Below are 15,475 nucleotides of genomic sequence, written 5' to 3' on the forward strand. Positions count from 1 at the left end.
AAACTCTCCATAAAAGAAGTAAGCTTGATATAGCTCGTTGATTGTTTAAGTCAATCACTCTTCAAAGTACGTTGAAGTACTCAAATTATCGGAATTAACGTTGACATATTGTCATTCAGTTTTCAATGTTCATTCAAAAAATAATGGTGGAGACTAGCGGGATCGAACCGCTGACCTCCTGCGTGCAAAGCAGGCGCTCTCCCGGCTGAGCTAAGCCCCCAAGATTTTTAAGAAGTCGGGAAGACAGGATTTGAACCTGCGACCCCTTGGTCCCAAACCAAGTGCTCTACCAAGCTGAGCTACTTCCCGGAAGGTATGTAGCGCGCCCGATAGGAGTCGAACCCATAACCTTTTGATCCGTAGTCAAACGCTCTATCCAGTTGAGCTACGGGCGCATATTGCAATAATGGTGCCGAGGACCGGAATCGAACCGGTACGGTGATCTCTCACCGCAGGATTTTAAGTCCTGTGCGTCTGCCAGTTCCGCCACCCCGGCAAAACAATGGAGCAGAAGACGGGATTCGAACCCGCGACCCCAACCTTGGCAAGGTTGTATTCTACCGCTGAACTACTTCTGCATATGCGGGTGAAGGGAGTCGAACCCCCACGCCGTAAGGCGCTAGATCCTAAGTCTAGTGCGTCTGCCAATTCCGCCACACCCGCTAATGGTGAGCCATAGAGGATTCGAACCTCTGACCCTCTGATTAAAAGTCAGATGCTCTACCAACTGAGCTAATGGCTCTAAATGGTGCCGGCCAGAGGACTTGAACCCCCAACCTACTGATTACAAGTCAGTTGCTCTACCAGTTGAGCTAGGCCGGCAAATGGTGGAGAATGACGGGTTCGAACCGCCGACCCTCTGCTTGTAAGGCAGATGCTCTCCCAGCTGAGCTAATTCTCCATAATTCAAATGACCCCTACGGGACTCGAACCCGTGTTACCGCCGTGAAAGGGCGGTGTCTTAACCGCTTGACCAAGGGGCCATGGCTCCACAGGTAGGACTCGAACCTACGACCGATCGGTTAACAGCCGATAGCTCTACCACTGAGCTACTGTGGAATAACAATGGAGCGGGTGATGGGAATCGAACCCACAACATCAGCTTGGAAGGCTGAGGTTTTGCCATTAAACTACACCCGCTTATTAAATTAAATTGGTTGATGCGGCCGAGAGGACTTGAACCTCCACGGGATTTCTCCCACTAGGCCCTCAACCTAGCGCGTCTGCCATTCCGCCACGACCGCTTGGAATCAAACGATAGGTTTTTTTCAGAACGTTATTCATTATATAATACGCTTTTAGAAGTGTCAACACTTTTTTAACATTAATTTAATGTTTGTCATCTTGTTTTAACACATTAAATTTGCGACGTATTTTAGAATACTACACAACTCGTTCTATGTCAAATAATTTTTTCTTTTAATAAATTTAAAGAACTTCTTGTTCTGACGACTTTTATAATTATAATAAGGTGATCCATTTTTGTCAATAAAATTTTTATAAAAAACAAAATTAGCATTCAATCATTGTGATTATCAACGTAAGTACTGTTAATAAAAAGTTTGAAATGATTGAATGCGTGTGCAATTTAAATCTCAAATCTCATAAATCTTAATCCTATGACAATACAGAATACATAAATTGCCTTTACTCTCTATTTATATACTATCTGAGTTGACGTAATAATTTTAAACGACCCCCACATTTTCCACATCGCATTTTTTCGATATTTACACTTCTTATTCGTTGAAATGTGGTCTGACATGAAAGACACTGATATTCATACTTAACTCTAGATTGATAACTTTTTATTGGTTGACAAAAACGGGGTGCCTTTACCTTTTCAGCCAATAATTTAAAATCTTGATCTTTGTGTTGATAGCCTTTTCCTTCAATGTGCAAAAAATAATGGCATAATTCATGTTTGATAATATCTATTAATGCTTGCTTACCATACGTTTCATATTGCTTCGGATTAATTTCAATATGATGCGACTCTAACATATATCTGCCACCAGTTGTTCTTAATCGATTATTAAAGAACGCTTGATGTTGAAATGGCTGATTAAATTCATTAATCGCAATACTTTCTGTTAATTTTTGTAGCTCTTGATTATTCATTAGGATTAATCATAGTCAATGCAACTTTTCCTTTTTGTCGATCAATTTGTTCTATCCAAACTTCAACAATATCTCCTACACTAACGATGTCCATTGGGTGTTTTACAAACTTTTTGGCTAGTTTCGAAATATGGACTAGCCCATCTTGTTTCACACCAATATCTACAAAAGCGCCAAAATCGACAACATTTCGGACTGTCCCATTCAGTTTCATCCCTTTGGATAAGTCTTCAATAGATAAAACGTCCGATTTGAGTTCTGGTGTCTCAAAATCATCCCTTGGATCACGATGTGGCGCAATTAATGATTTAATAATATCTTCTAAGGTTGGAACACCAATATTTAAAGCATTCGCTTGCGTCGCAATGTCAAGCTGCTTTAATTGTTCTAGCGCTTTGCCACTGCCAATTTCTGATATTTCTAAACCTACCGTTTCTAACAACTGGTAGGTTGCAGGATAACTTTCAGGATGAATTGCTGTATTATCAAGCGGTTCTTTGCCTTCGACAATTCTCAAAAAGCCGATACTTTGTTCAAATGTTTTGGTGCCTAAACGTTTTACTTTATTCAATTGTTTATGATGTGTTATTGCACCGTTCTCTTCTCTATATGCAACAATATTCTCAGCAATTTGTCGAGACAAACCAGACACATGCTGTAGCAACGTACTTGAGGCTGTATTAACATCAACACCGACTTGGTTTACGGCGGTTTCAACAACAAAATCTAAAGCGCCACCTAATGCTTTTTGATTTACATCATGCTGATATTGTCCAACGCCAATGGATTTTGGATCAATTTTTACAAGCTCACTTAAAGGATCTTGAACACGTCTCGCAATCGACACAGCACTTCTTTCTTCTACTTGAAAGTCCGGAAATTCCGCTCTTGCAATGTCTGATGCAGAATAAACAGAAGCCCCCGCTTCATTGACGATAATATACTTCAAGTCAAGTTGATTTTCTTGAATCATGCTCGCAACAAATTGTTCTGTTTCTCTGCTAGCCGTACCATTACCTATTGCCACCAAGTCAATATTGAATGCTTTCACTATTTCTAAGAATGTACGTTCTGCTTCTTTGATTTTCGAAACTGGAGGATGTGGATATATCACCGATTTTTCTATGAAAGTGCCATAAGGATTTACTACTGCTAATTTACAACCCGTTCTGAAAGCTGGGTCTACCCCTAAAATTTGTTTATTTTTTAATGGCGGTTGTAGTAACAGACTTTTTAGATTTTCACTAAATAAGTGAATCGCTTGTGTTTCGGCACGCTCAGTTAAATCGCCTCGAATTTCTCTTTCAATTGAAGGGAATATTAAACGCTTCATTGCGTCATCAATTGCGCTTTCAACGTAAGTCGTTAAATCATTTTGCGCTTTAAGTTCTAACTTTTTAATATTTTGCGTGAGCTCTATTAGGTTAGCTTCAATTTTAATTTGTAAAACTTTTTCGGATTCACCACGATTCATTGCTAATATACGATGATTTGCAACTTTGCGCAGTGGCTCTTGATAATCGTAATACATTTCAAATGTTGCTTTTTCATCTTCCGCATTTTTCTTTTTCTGCGAAGTAATATTCGCTGTTTTTAACGTTTGACTTAAAATTTGTTTCCGATATTGCGGATGATCTGCTATTTTCTCGGCGATAATATCTTTTGCCCCTTGCAATGCATGTTCAACTGAAGGTACTTCTTCATTGATAAATTCAGATGCTTTTTCCTCGATATTTGCATTTTGTTGTTGTAGATATAGCCACTCTGCTAAAGGTTCTAGCCCTTTTCTTTTAGCTTCTGTAGCACGTGTCTTTTTCTTTTGTTTAAAAGGACGATATAAATCTTCGACACGCTGTAATTTAGTTTGCTTTTGAATTTCATTTTTTAGCTCAACTGTTAATAAGCCCTGTTGCTCTATATTATGGATGACTTCATCTTTTCTTTTTTGAAGATTTTCCATATATTGATATTCATCAGCTATTTGTTTGATTTCAACTTCATCCAATCCACCGGTTACTTCCTTTCGGTAACGTGCGATAAAAGGTACTGTATTTTTCTCCTCTAACAACTGCAATACAGCATTAATATGTTTGACTGGAAATTGATATTTATTATGTATGTCTTGAACAAAATGATTGGTCAAGTTAAATCCCCACTTTCTCGTTTCTCGTTCTTTATTATTGTAACATTCACATTTGAAAGTTAATAGTTTAATCCAATGCACTCAAAATAGGTGTTTTTTATAAGTACCAATTGCCATTTCTACTTTTTTATAAATGTAAAAAAAAGACTAGGACATTAACCCCAAAATAAATAGCGCTAAGTTGATTTTTAATAGAAATCGTCTTAGCGCTTATTTTTTATGATAAAACTTCGTATAATGTGGTTTCGTTTATGCACGTCATCATTCACTATTAAAGTTAAAAATAAACCACTTCCGTATTTTTTAATTAATCATGACAAAAGCGAAATGAACGATATTTAATTGAAGCTACATTCACTTTGATCCACCTCTGTAGTTGCATGATCGCATAATAAGCGAAACTTCAACCTCCATAACCAAGCGAGTCGAGTTAATCAACGCTTTAAATAGTTTATGTTCTAAACTCTTTATAAATGAAATGCTTCAATTCCTATTATTATTTTTATAGCCACTTCAATGTTAATCTATTGGATTTTATTTTTTGGCTGCTTCTTGCAACTTTTTTATAGCGGTTCTTTGTAAACGTGATACATGCATTTGGCTTAAACCGATACGCTCTCCAGTTTCTTTTTGGCTCAATCCATCTATAAAAGTACACTGGATAATTTCTCGCTCACGATCAGATAAAATAGGTAAAATCCGTTCAAGTATCATACGCTTTTCAGTTAAGTCGAAATTTTCATCTTGTTGTCCCATAATATCTAATAATGTAACCGTTGAACCATCTTTATCCGCTTCGATGGAATGATCCACACTCAGTGCATTATAGCTCTGACCCATTTCCATCGCTTCAAGAACGTCCTCTTCTGAAACTTCAAGTCTGTCAGCTATTTCACTGATTGAAGGTGATCGTTCTAATTCGTTCGTTAATTCATCGCTGACCTTTTTAATCCTCGGTCCTATTTCTTTAATTCTACGTGGGACATGAACACTCCATGTTTTATCACGTAAATATCGCTTAATTTCACCTATAACAGTCGGAACCAAGAAAGCTTCGAATTTTCTATCAAAAGATAAATCAAATCGATTAATCGCGCCTATAAGTCCAACCATACCAACTTGCACTAAATCTTCATGATGGGATTGGCCTTTTGAGTATTTATAGGCTAAGGATTCAATTAGCTTTTCGTAGTGTTTAACGAGCTTTTCTTGGGCCTCTTCGTCGTGATGCTCTTGATGTGCTTGAATCCATTGGTTGATTTGTTCAGGTGAAACAGCGTTAGCTGATTTCGACTCTTTCGCCATTATTTCGCACCTGCTCTTTTCTAATATACTTAATCATACTAATCGTAACACCAGTTTCTTTATCAACTGTGACTTCATCCATCAACGATTCGATTAAGAATAAACCTAAGCCACCTTCTCTTAAGAAGTCAATATTTTCATTTTCTTGATAAGGGCCTAGATTTTGTTTAGTCTCTTGGTAATTAAAGCTATCACCTTGGTCAGAAACAATGATTTTAATACGATCTGGTTCAAGTTCAAAACCGACATTGATGTAGCCTTTTTCTTCTTTGCCTTTGTAAGCATGTTTCACTGCGTTCGTCACAGCTTCACTTACAGCAATCTTAGCGTCTTCAATATCATCATAAGTCGCACCTGCACGTGTAAAAACACCAGAAAGTGTTAAACGAATCAAACTCACATATTCAGCTGAAGCAGGAAGTCTCATTTCAATGAAGTCATTTGCATGTGTCATTTTATTCGACCTCCGTTCCTTCGTTGACATGCATTAAATCATCAAGACCTGTAATTTCAAATAATCGTTTAATTCTATCATTCACGCCTAAAATATATAATTCTTTTTCATGTTGGTTTAAAGCTTTTAAAGTCCCGACAAATAAACCCAGTCCAGTTGAATCCATATAGGTCAAATTTTCTAAATTTACGTAAATATCGTGTGTCCCTGCTTGTCGAATGGGTACCAACACTTTTTCTAACTCTGGCACAGTTGCAACGTCAAGTTCACCAGCTACTGAAATATCGTAATGTGTCTTGTGTTCTTGCGTTTCTATATTAAGGTTCATTATTGATTACACTCCTACGTTTATTCTCTACTTAACTTTCTTACCCATTTCTAATCATTTGTAATCTCACTATCTTATTTAATGTACACGCTTAATAATAAGTATTGTAAGATCATCACGTTTACCAGACTTTTGTACTCTTAAAAGCTCTTCGTATAAAAGTTGCACAATATCTTGTGGATGCAATGATTTATATTTAAGGATAAAATCAAGGATATTTTGTGTATTGATAAAATGTCCATCCTCTTTGCGTATTTCAGTCACACCGTCTGTGAAAATAATAATCATATCATCAATTTCAATCGCTATCTCTTGTTGTTGATAACGGACATGAGGACTCACGCCTAAAACGCGTCCTCGAACTGTAATTTCTTCAAATTCATTGGTTTTAGCTCTAAAAATATACCCTGGCTCGTGTCCAGCAGAGCTACAGTAAAGAACATGATTTAAATCTTCATATAAACCATAAAACATTGTAACAAACATATTCTGATTGATATTTTTTTCAACTACACGATTTAGACGTTTTAAGCCATCATTAGGTAATTGAGAATGACCATAAGAATCCATGCCAAATTTAATCATACTCATTGCCAATGCTGCTGGGATACCTTTACCTATGACATCTGCAACAGCAAAACTCATCGTGCCGTCTTTATGATCAATTAAGTTAAAATAGTCGCCGCTCACATGCTGTGCTGCAACTGAAATGACACCAATTTGAATGCTATCAAATTGAGGGATATTTGTTTTTAACATCGTTTGCTGTAATCTTGAAGCAACATCCAACTCTTTGTCATGAACTTCAACTTTGTTAACTAAATTTTTATAATCTTGATAATCATAGCCGAAGCTCTCAACGACTGTCTTTAGAACGTCTAGGCTCTCAATCATCTCTGATTGATTCAATGAATTATTTTTAAAAAATTGCTTATGTATACACACAAAATCTTCAGGTAGTAATGCATCGTCTGATAAATCCTTCGAAAACGATTGCGCTTGCTTTAATATTTTTTCTCTATTATCATGCTTTAAAAATTGACGCACGAGCTCAAAATAGCGCAATTTGCTATCTTCCGACATTAGACGTCCCCCTTTACTTTATAACAGCTAAAAGGCTTTAGGAGAGTTGTCCTAAAGCCTATTTATGATGATTCGTGTTCAGTCCTAAACTAATACCAAGTGCGTAATTAACTTCTTTCATCTTTTCTTCAGATAAAAATGTTAATTTCTCTTTAAGTCTCTTCTTATCGACCGTTCGAATTTGTTCTAATAAGATGACAGAATCTTTGTCGAGCTTATATTTATTTTTTTCTATTTCTACATGCGTTGGTATTTTAGCTTTATTAATCCGACCAGTAATTGCTGCGACAATAACAGTTGGACTGTATTTATTTCCAGTGTCATTCTGAATAATAACTACGGGCCTTACTCCCCCCTGTTCAGAGCCCTGTACTGGTGATAAATCTGCTAAGTAAACGTCCCCGCGCTTCATTTAGTCATCCTTATAATCTGATAACAAGTGTGATTCATTACAATCACAGGCTTCACATTCAACTGAATATGCTTCAGTTGCTAGGGAGAGATTCAAATCTGCCATTTGAACATAGCCTTCTTTTAAAGATTGTTCTAAATTTTTAAATCTTGTTTGATTGAATGCTGACATAAATAGGACCTCCATATCAATACAACACATTAAAAAATTCTCTGATTACTGATTATAATATCAAAAATCAGTCGGAAGTACCATACTATTTTAACAATTCGTTCGAGATTTCGGACATTTCTTTTGTCACATATTGACGCGCGATACGTCTACCTAAATTACAAAGGACTTCATAATTAATCGTTTGCTGTTGGGCCGCTAAGGCTTCAACAGATTGTGATGTGTGCGCCTGGTTATCAATCAAAATCACTTCGTCACCGAGCTGCGTATGTCCCGGCACACGAATTGCTGTTTGATCCATACTTACACGCCCAACCACTTCACATTGGAAAGCGCCTAAACGCACATGTGCATGTTGCATTGAACGTAAATAACCATCTGCATACCCAATAGGAAGTAAAGCCACGTGCATATCTTCTAGGGCTTTGAATGTATGGCCATAGCCGATACCCTCACCTTTACGAACGTGTTTAACTTGCATCACTTGTGACACTAACTTAGCTGAAGGCTTTAACTTAGCTGTTGCCTTTTCTTCTATAAAAGTTGATGGATAATAACCGTACAACGCGATACCTGCTCTAAAGGCATTACATAATGCAGGATCAAAACGTAATGCGCCAGCAGAGTTTTGAATATGAATATACGGTGGATGGTCTGTGCTTTCAATCATTTCTTCAAAACGTGTATATTGTTGTTGCGCTGAATCATCATCCTCATCTGCTGAATGAAAATGTGAAAAAGTACCTTCAAACACCAATAAATCATGTGCTTCTATCATTGCTTTCACTTCATGATACATTTCTATATCTTTAATCCCTAATCGGTTCATTCCAGTATCCAATTTAATGTGCATCCATAAAGATTTATCTGTATCACTATCGATATGTGAAATTGCCGCTTCTAACCATGATTTTGAAGGAACGGCTACCGCAACACGATGTTGAATCGCTTTGTTAATTGCATCAGGTGGTATGCTTGATAAAATTAAAATCTTCTCTTTAATACCATGCATTCGTAGCTCTATTGCCTCGTCTAACGTTGCTACACAAAAGAACTCTGCCCCTAATTGACTAAGATGTTGAGCAATTTGTATACTCCCTAAACCATAAGCATTTGCTTTAACAACAGGCATCAATGTTTTATTCGGTTGCAATTTTGTTAATGCATAATAATTTTCTGTAATTGCATCTAAATCTATTTTCAATGTGGTGGTACGATAATACTTTTCTGACATTCAAGTCACCTTCCTCAATTATTAAAGCGCATTCCGCTATGTTCCTATTCATCTTTTTCTAAAATCACTTGACTCACGGCATACTGTTCTGTGTGCGTAATGGATACATGGACTTTAAACCCTTCATACTGTATCGTAGGTTTCCCCATTTCATCATTTTCACAATGAATATCCTGAAATGACACGCTTTCCCCTATACCTGTGCCTAATGCTTTGCTAAAAGCTTCTTTTACAGCAAAACGTCCAGCTAAAAACTCAAGTCGTCTTCTTTCCGATTGGATATTGTTGAAAGTTTCTCGCTCACCAGATGTTAAAACTCTCTCTGGAAAGCGACTTTGGCGACTTAGTATTTTACGCATTCGTGACATTTCAACTAAATCTATTCCTATTCCAAATATCATGAAATCTCTTCATCTCCATCATTCATCTGATTCGACGTCGCATTCTGAGGAAGTTCAAGGTCATTTTGACTTTCCCGTTTAATAAATTTCATTATTTTTAATGCAACTTGCTTATCAATATAAGATACTTGGTGATTTCCACCTGCAGTAGAAAGTGTTAATGTTGCGAGATGGTATTTCCTCATAATCCATCCTTCATTTAAATCCACATTTTGAATTCTAAAGAGAGGAATCGTATCTTGCCTGATAAATATAAACCCTTCTCTCACTGTAATTAGATCTTTTGTATAGTGATATCCAAATATTCGATATTGATAAATAGGGTTTATCCATGCATATATAATAAGGTACAACAGCCATATTACAGCAATCAAACCACTTAAAACAAGCATCCATTTATTCCACTCTAAATAAAAAGCTGCCACAAGACTCGCAATGAGTACTATCAAAATGATTGCAGCAACAATCACCGCTACAACTCGCATTGCTTTAGGACCCTGCTCACTCATTTTTTCCATGATACACTGTTGCACCTCCTAGATACCAATGATTATATGCCTTCGCTTTATTTTTATCTTCAAAATTTAATCCAACTTCTTTATTGATTGATCCACTTGCTAAAATAAATCGAAAATGTGTAAGGTTTGCTCGTCTCATAAAAGGATGCGCACTTTCTTGATAACCTAAAACCTTGTCTTTTTTAAAGTAAGTCGTTCTAAACCCGAATCCTGTTACTTTACATACTGCCGCCTCATCTTTACTGAAGTATGCGCCGGAATAAAGTGTCGCAACCCAGCTGTGTAATACGAGATAAGCAATGATGATGACAGTCGGGATCCAAATCCATGTCCATAAATAATCATTAAACGCCCATATAATACTTATGAGAATGAGTGAAAGTATACAAAAACGTCTATGAAACCCACGCCACGGCATCCCTTTTTCGACTTGATGAAAAGCCATGTTCGGAACCAATGACGAAATTAACATTTGTGCTTCTTTTTGTTTGATAAATGGTAACACCGTTATACGACCAGTGATTGTATCGTCTTCTGTGTCCAAATCCATATCACTTGTAATAATAAACGCATATTTAGTATAACCAAGCATGTGTCTAATAAATGACTTTTCCTCTTCAATCGCTTGTATCCTTGAAATTGGGAGGGTCATGGTTTTTACATTAAACAAACCATATTTAACTTTTAAGAAATCGCCATTACGTATAAGGGTGAATTGATAAAATCGAATCATATTCATCAGCACACCGGCAATATAGGCAATGAACAAAATCGCAAAAATGACGATAACCGAGGCAATAGTAATATGTGCTACAAAACCGTTGACTTGAGAAAAGATTTTGTCCCAAGGAATCACATCAGAGAGTGCTGATAGTATCGGTAATATCGTAAGTAATGTGACAAAAAGTGCCCCACTCGTCATACTCATGAGCAATAAGTTTTTCAATGACAATTGATAAACGTGTATATCTTCATGTTGTACACTATTAGAATTCGCATCTTCAAAGTGAGTATGTTCATCCACTGTTTCAACTGTTTCAGTTTCTTCAATTTGACGCTTCGTTTTTTCTATTTCTTGTTGAATCCAAACGCTTTGTTGCTTTGTGACCATGTCTAAGTTAATGCCATCGCTAGGTGTTTTAATTGTAAGTTTTACGCCACCTACAAGTTGATGAACAATATTTTGAGTAATATCAACAGATTGAATACGTTTAATATTTAATTCTTTACGTTCTAAATTAAAAAGACCACTTGTAAGTACAAAATATTCATTTTCTATCCAATAACGAGTACGAAAAATTTCAACAGAGCGTCTTAAAAAACTCATTACAAACAAAATTATAAGAATTCCGGGCCACACATAGTTTTTAAGATCTGAAAAATCAAATGAATCTATTTGAAAGATAAGAAAGATAATAATAAACATAAAATTATCTTTAATCGCTGTAATCAATGATAATATATATGAAATCGGATGCAATTTTTGTGGACTATACATCTGCATCACCACCTTTAAGTTGGTTCATACAATAGGCTTCAATACGTTTCGCGTCTTCATCCAGAACAAGAGGAAGTTGGATACTATGACCCGCGGTAGTACAATGCAACTGTTGTAATTGATAATGCCTTTGTAACGGTCCATTTTCACGCGAAATACTTTGAATCCGCTCTATTTGAATGACTTCATATTTTCTAAACCACCATCGTTTTTGAATTTCAATATAATGCGCTGTTATGCGATATGTATAATAGCGATAATAAATAAAAGGCTTCGCTATAAAAAAGATGAGCGCCATGACTGCTATTATGGCAAAAACGTATATCATAATCATCCATAAGTCAAAATACAACCATAGCCAACTTGCAACGCCAATCAAGACGATTACGATGCTACATTGTATGACACATAATATTTTCATATATGTCAATGCCACCTTAGGGGGGTGAAGAAATTCAAATTCCATAATGATTTAACACTCCTCAATAAATTTAGCATCATTATATCATAAATCTTTATGTAGGCTGAATGCGTTTCAATGCCTTTTCAAGAGCATTTTGCTTTATTGAACATGATTAAAAGAGGCCAAACAATACCTGACAGATGCGTTATAGTCACTACTCATTAGTGTCTGTTTGAACGCTTCTGTATACCTGATTGTCTAACCTCTTTAAAATTGATGGTCATTATCACAACACAATGACATAAACACTTTAACTAATAGTCGTGTTGTACGTATTGTTTATAATAAAGTTACCTATTTTTGATGATCTGCAAAAGTGCGGCCCTTCTTCACTTTTGCTTCTCTTTTATGTTTGAAGTTACCTTTTTTGTTGTTATTGTTTTGTTTAAAATTGCGATTTGATTTAGAGTGACGCTTATTATTGCCTACTTTTCGATTTCCTTTTGGCGAACGATTTTTACGTGCTAAAGGTTTTTCAAATGTAAGTTGTACTTCAACCTCATCATTTGATTCAACAAGTTCTTGCAATAATGCTGTGACAAGTTCAGTTTGATCATAAGTTTCTAATAACTGTTTCGCAATATTTTCTACACGTGGTTCTTTATCAGCTTCCATCCAATTTTGAACCTTACTTTTTATTTCATCTTCGCGTGCTTTTAAAACTTCTTTACGATGTGGCGGTCTTAATGCGCGCATTTGACGGCGATTCGTTTGCTCGATTTGACGGATATAATCCATTTCAATTGGGTTAACAAAAGTAACAGCGATACCATGTTTACCTGCACGTCCTGTACGGCCAATACGGTGTGTATAGCTTTCAGTATCTTGAGGGATATCAAAGTTATATACGTGGCTTACACCTGAAATATCAAGTCCTCTCGCTGCCACATCTGTAGCTACTAAAATATCAATTTGATCATTTTTAAATTTTTTCAAAACTTCAAGACGTTTCGCCTGAGTAATATCACCGTGTAAACCTTCTGCTTTATAACCTTTAGATAATAATGCACTTGTTAATTCATCTACACGACGTTTTGTACGTCCAAATACAATAGCCAATTCAGGTTGATGAACGTCTAAGAAGTTCGTAAACGTATCAAATTTCTCTAACTCTTTCACAATTGTATAATACTCGTCAATTTGTGGATCAGAAATTTCATTGTTCATCGTTTTAATAATTCTTGGTGATTTCATGAATTTTTGAACCAATTCTTGTATTGCCTTTGGCATTGTTGCTGAGAACAACATTGTTTGACGGTTTTCAGACGGTAATTTATCCATAATATAACGCATATCATCGATGAAGCCCATATTCATCATTTCATCTGCTTCGTCCAAAATTAATGTTTCGATAGATTGCGTTTTTAAAGTACGACGATTAAGGTGATCAATCACACGCCCAGGTGTACCTACAACGATTTGTGGTCCGCGTTTTAAAGATTTGATTTGACGATCAATTGGCATACCGCCAAAAACAGTGACGACTTGAACTTTTTGCCCACGACTAAATTCTCTTAATTGTTCAGCCACTTGCATCGCTAATTCACGTGTAGGTGCTAAGATCAAAGCACGCACACCTTCTTTTCCAATTACTTTTTCAATAAGTGGAATACCAAACGCACCTGTTTTCCCTGTTCCAGTTTGCGCTTGTCCTAATATATCGATGTTTTCGAGTGCATATGGGATACTATCTTTTTGGATGGGTGTCGGCTCTGTAAAACCCATTGCCTCGAGGGTTTCAGCTGTACGTTCTGAAACACCTAAATTTGTAAAATTTTGCAAAGTAATTCTCCTTTTTTGAATCATAATTCTCATATATTTTTGTCAAATAAGTTTAATCTAACTTCTACATATTACCATCTTAGCCACAATACCGCAATAAACGAAAAATCAATATCATTTAAATTCTTATATATTTTCTAAGGATTTAAATGATATTGCCAACAACTAAAATGGGACTGATATCAAACTTTTTAGATTACGCCTTTACAAGCGCTTCTACCACTTCTTCTAAACGCATGCCCCTTGATGCTTTAACAAGAACAACGTCACCTTGATCTACAATAGAAGTCAAATAACGAATCATCTTGTCTTTTGTATCAAAATGAATCGCTTCGTCCACATGATGTTTTCCTTTTTCATGAATTTCCATTGCTGCCTCACCAAACGTATACAGACCATTAATCCCTTTACCCTCCAAATATTGGCCGACACTTGCGTGCATGATTTTAGATTGCGCCCCTAGCTCTAAAACATCACCTAAGATTAATATTTTATTACCTTCTAAAAGTGTCAATGTTTCAATTGCAGCTTTCATACTTGTAGGACTTGCGTTATACGCGTCATTGATTATTAGCGCACCATTTTTAGCTTTAAATTTTTGCATACGCATGTCAGTCAACTGCAATTGATTGAGTTGCTGTTGAATTTCATCATGTTGAATATTTAAAGCACGTGCAACCGTAATCGCAATCGCTGCATTTCGCATATTGTGCTCGCCTAACACTGGAATTGAGTATTGTTCATTACCATTTAATTTAAATACAATCCCTTCATCATGATGCGAAACAATTTCACATTGTACATCATTGGAAGCATTTCGGCCGATGCTGATGACTTTAGCTGATTCTAAAGTGTCAACATGAGGTTGCAATAAAGGCTCGTCCCCATCATATATGAAGTAGCCTCCTGGTTTTAAACCTTTAACGATTTCAAACTTAGCTTTTGCAATACCTTCACGTGAACCCAAATCTTGCAAATGTGACTCACCAATGTTCGTTATAATCGCAAAATCCGGTTGTGCAATTGTAGATAATAATTCAATTTCGTGAAAACCAGACATTCCCATTTCTAAAATCGAAATTTCTGTATCTTTATTTAGATTTAGAATCGTTAACGGCATACCGATTTCATTATTGTAATTGCCCTGTGTCTTTTGTACACGGTAATGTCTGGCTAAGACATTTTCAATCATATCTTTCGTTGTCGTTTTACCGTTAGAACCTGTAACAGCAATAACAGTTGGAGATACGTATTGAAGATAAGCTTTTGCTAATTGTTGTAACGCCACTAGCGTATCTGAAACTACAATCACCGGACCCGCTTGTGGGAATTTAACTGAACTTTGTGCTTCAAAAAAAGTCGCGCCAGCCCCGTCGCGTAATGCTCGTTCAGCATATTGATGACCATCAACATTTTCACCTTTGAAAGGAATAAAGAGCTGACCTTTTTCAATTTTTCTAGAATCAATAGTGACGCCTTTAATTTCTACATCTAAATATTGTGAATCAATTTTACAATCTATCCATTCAGCAATTTGTTTTAACGTGATATTAATCATTGTT

General features: G+C 36.2%; 15 protein-coding genes and 13 tRNA genes. All 28 read right to left on the bottom strand.

Annotation, left to right across the window (positions count from 1 at the left end; all coding sequences use genetic code 11):
• Positions 1-144: 144 nt before the first annotated feature.
• The 28 genes from C1H58_RS07430 to C1H58_RS07565 all read right to left on the bottom strand — a co-directional run bounded on the left by C1H58_RS07430 (position 145) and on the right by C1H58_RS07565 (position 15,471).
• Positions 145-220 (bottom strand) — tRNA-Ala (locus C1H58_RS07430).
• 15 nt (positions 221-235) lie between these two features.
• A tRNA-Pro gene (locus C1H58_RS07435) sits at positions 236-309 on the bottom strand.
• Positions 310-321: 12 nt separating this feature from the next.
• Positions 322-395 (bottom strand) — tRNA-Arg (locus tag C1H58_RS07440).
• Positions 396-407: 12 nt separating this feature from the next.
• A tRNA-Leu gene (locus tag C1H58_RS07445) sits at positions 408-496 on the bottom strand.
• 7 nt (positions 497-503) lie between these two features.
• Positions 504-578 (bottom strand) — tRNA-Gly (locus C1H58_RS07450).
• A gap of 3 nt (positions 579-581) precedes the next feature.
• A tRNA-Leu gene (locus tag C1H58_RS07455) sits at positions 582-663 on the bottom strand.
• 3 nt (positions 664-666) lie between these two features.
• Positions 667-742: transfer RNA gene (locus C1H58_RS07460), tRNA-Lys, on the bottom strand.
• 4 nt (positions 743-746) lie between these two features.
• Positions 747-822: transfer RNA gene (locus C1H58_RS07465), tRNA-Thr, on the bottom strand.
• A 3-nt stretch (positions 823-825) separates the two neighbouring features.
• A tRNA-Val gene (locus C1H58_RS07470) sits at positions 826-901 on the bottom strand.
• A gap of 10 nt (positions 902-911) precedes the next feature.
• Positions 912-983, bottom strand: a tRNA-Glu gene (locus tag C1H58_RS07475).
• A 1-nt stretch (position 984) separates the two neighbouring features.
• A tRNA-Asn gene (locus tag C1H58_RS07480) sits at positions 985-1,059 on the bottom strand.
• A gap of 7 nt (positions 1,060-1,066) precedes the next feature.
• A tRNA-Gly gene (locus C1H58_RS07485) sits at positions 1,067-1,140 on the bottom strand.
• A 21-nt stretch (positions 1,141-1,161) separates the two neighbouring features.
• Positions 1,162-1,244, bottom strand: a tRNA-Leu gene (locus C1H58_RS07490).
• Between the two features lie 421 nt (positions 1,245-1,665).
• The gene (locus C1H58_RS07495) at positions 1,666-2,121 is read right to left on the bottom strand and encodes a SprT family protein (protein WP_050330438.1); all 456 of its coding nucleotides are present in this window, start codon (positions 2,119-2,121) and stop codon (positions 1,666-1,668) included.
• The gene (locus C1H58_RS07500; RefSeq protein ID WP_165545824.1) at positions 2,114-4,264 is read right to left on the bottom strand and encodes a Tex family protein; all 2,151 of its coding nucleotides are present in this window, start codon (positions 4,262-4,264) and stop codon (positions 2,114-2,116) included. Before C1H58_RS07500 ends, C1H58_RS07495 begins: the two co-directional genes overlap by 8 nt.
• A 534-nt stretch (positions 4,265-4,798) precedes the next feature.
• Complete coding sequence (sigB, locus tag C1H58_RS07505; protein ID WP_016426492.1) at positions 4,799-5,569, bottom strand: RNA polymerase sigma factor SigB; 771 nt, start codon at positions 5,567-5,569, stop codon at positions 4,799-4,801.
• On the bottom strand, positions 5,544-6,023 hold the full coding sequence (gene rsbW / locus C1H58_RS07510) for an anti-sigma B factor RsbW (RefSeq protein WP_016426491.1): 480 nt from the start codon (positions 6,021-6,023) through the stop codon (positions 5,544-5,546). The genes sigB and rsbW overlap by 26 nt, the downstream gene beginning before the upstream one ends.
• Position 6,024: 1 nt before the next feature.
• A complete protein-coding gene (locus C1H58_RS07515) occupies positions 6,025-6,351 on the bottom strand; it encodes an anti-sigma factor antagonist (protein ID WP_050330435.1) in 327 nt (108 codons plus the stop codon).
• 78 nt (positions 6,352-6,429) lie between these two features.
• On the bottom strand, positions 6,430-7,434 hold the full coding sequence (locus C1H58_RS07520) for a SpoIIE family protein phosphatase (protein WP_060829609.1): 1,005 nt from the start codon (positions 7,432-7,434) through the stop codon (positions 6,430-6,432).
• A gap of 58 nt (positions 7,435-7,492) precedes the next feature.
• Positions 7,493-7,846, bottom strand: a complete 354-nt coding sequence (locus tag C1H58_RS07525; RefSeq protein WP_165545825.1) for a type II toxin-antitoxin system PemK/MazF family toxin — start codon at positions 7,844-7,846, stop codon at positions 7,493-7,495.
• Positions 7,847-8,017 carry a type II toxin-antitoxin system antitoxin MazE gene (mazE, locus tag C1H58_RS07530; RefSeq protein WP_016426487.1) on the bottom strand — a complete coding sequence of 57 codons (171 nt, stop codon included), beginning with the start codon at positions 8,015-8,017 and terminating at the stop codon, positions 7,847-7,849.
• 85 nt (positions 8,018-8,102) lie between these two features.
• Complete coding sequence (alr, locus tag C1H58_RS07535) at positions 8,103-9,251, bottom strand: alanine racemase (protein ID WP_165545826.1); 1,149 nt, start codon at positions 9,249-9,251, stop codon at positions 8,103-8,105.
• A 44-nt stretch (positions 9,252-9,295) separates the two neighbouring features.
• Positions 9,296-9,652: a holo-ACP synthase gene (gene acpS, locus C1H58_RS07540; RefSeq protein ID WP_050330431.1), complete on the bottom strand. Its 357-nt coding sequence runs from the start codon at positions 9,650-9,652 to the stop codon at positions 9,296-9,298.
• Complete coding sequence (locus C1H58_RS07545) at positions 9,649-10,170, bottom strand: PH domain-containing protein (RefSeq protein ID WP_060829607.1); 522 nt, start codon at positions 10,168-10,170, stop codon at positions 9,649-9,651. The genes acpS and C1H58_RS07545 overlap by 4 nt, the downstream gene beginning before the upstream one ends.
• Complete coding sequence (locus C1H58_RS07550) at positions 10,154-11,668, bottom strand: PH domain-containing protein (RefSeq protein WP_165545827.1); 1,515 nt, start codon at positions 11,666-11,668, stop codon at positions 10,154-10,156. The genes C1H58_RS07545 and C1H58_RS07550 overlap by 17 nt, the downstream gene beginning before the upstream one ends.
• Positions 11,661-12,089 carry a PH domain-containing protein gene (locus tag C1H58_RS07555; RefSeq protein ID WP_165545828.1) on the bottom strand — a complete coding sequence of 143 codons (429 nt, stop codon included), beginning with the start codon at positions 12,087-12,089 and terminating at the stop codon, positions 11,661-11,663. The genes C1H58_RS07550 and C1H58_RS07555 overlap by 8 nt, the downstream gene beginning before the upstream one ends.
• A gap of 336 nt (positions 12,090-12,425) precedes the next feature.
• Positions 12,426-13,913, bottom strand: coding sequence for a degradosome RNA helicase CshA (gene cshA, locus C1H58_RS07560; RefSeq protein ID WP_165545829.1), 1,488 nt, complete (start codon positions 13,911-13,913; stop codon positions 12,426-12,428).
• Positions 13,914-14,109: 196 nt separating this feature from the next.
• On the bottom strand, positions 14,110-15,471 hold the full coding sequence (locus C1H58_RS07565) for a UDP-N-acetylmuramoyl-tripeptide--D-alanyl-D-alanine ligase (RefSeq protein WP_165545830.1): 1,362 nt from the start codon (positions 15,469-15,471) through the stop codon (positions 14,110-14,112).
• Positions 15,472-15,475: the final 4 nt, after the last annotated feature.

It is taken from the genome of Staphylococcus sp. 191 (assembly GCF_011174885.1).
GTDB lineage: Bacteria > Bacillota > Bacilli > Staphylococcales > Staphylococcaceae > Staphylococcus > Staphylococcus coagulans.

Bases quoted from the DNA above. Each gene is read 5' to 3' on its own strand.
- rsbW (WP_016426491.1), bottom strand. From the start codon at position 6,023: ATGACACATGCAAATGACTTCATTGAAATGAGACTTCCTGCTTCAGCT.
- C1H58_RS07555 (WP_165545828.1), bottom strand. From the start codon at position 12,089: ATGAAAATATTATGTGTCATACAATGTAGCATCGTAATCGTCTTGATT.
- C1H58_RS07550 (WP_165545827.1), bottom strand. From the start codon at position 11,668: ATGTATAGTCCACAAAAATTGCATCCGATTTCATATATATTATCATTG.
- C1H58_RS07525 (WP_165545825.1), bottom strand. From the start codon at position 7,846: ATGAAGCGCGGGGACGTTTACTTAGCAGATTTATCACCAGTACAGGGC.
- C1H58_RS07565 (WP_165545830.1), bottom strand. From the start codon at position 15,471: ATGATTAATATCACGTTAAAACAAATTGCTGAATGGATAGATTGTAAA.
- mazE (WP_016426487.1), bottom strand. From the start codon at position 8,017: ATGTCAGCATTCAATCAAACAAGATTTAAAAATTTAGAACAATCTTTA.
- C1H58_RS07515 (WP_050330435.1), bottom strand. From the start codon at position 6,351: ATGAACCTTAATATAGAAACGCAAGAACACAAGACACATTACGATATT.
- sigB (WP_016426492.1), bottom strand. From the start codon at position 5,569: ATGGCGAAAGAGTCGAAATCAGCTAACGCTGTTTCACCTGAACAAATC.
- C1H58_RS07495 (WP_050330438.1), bottom strand. From the start codon at position 2,121: ATGAATAATCAAGAGCTACAAAAATTAACAGAAAGTATTGCGATTAAT.
- C1H58_RS07545 (WP_060829607.1), bottom strand. From the start codon at position 10,170: ATGGAAAAAATGAGTGAGCAGGGTCCTAAAGCAATGCGAGTTGTAGCG.
- C1H58_RS07520 (WP_060829609.1), bottom strand. From the start codon at position 7,434: ATGTCGGAAGATAGCAAATTGCGCTATTTTGAGCTCGTGCGTCAATTT.
- acpS (WP_050330431.1), bottom strand. From the start codon at position 9,652: ATGATATTTGGAATAGGAATAGATTTAGTTGAAATGTCACGAATGCGT.
- alr (WP_165545826.1), bottom strand. From the start codon at position 9,251: ATGTCAGAAAAGTATTATCGTACCACCACATTGAAAATAGATTTAGAT.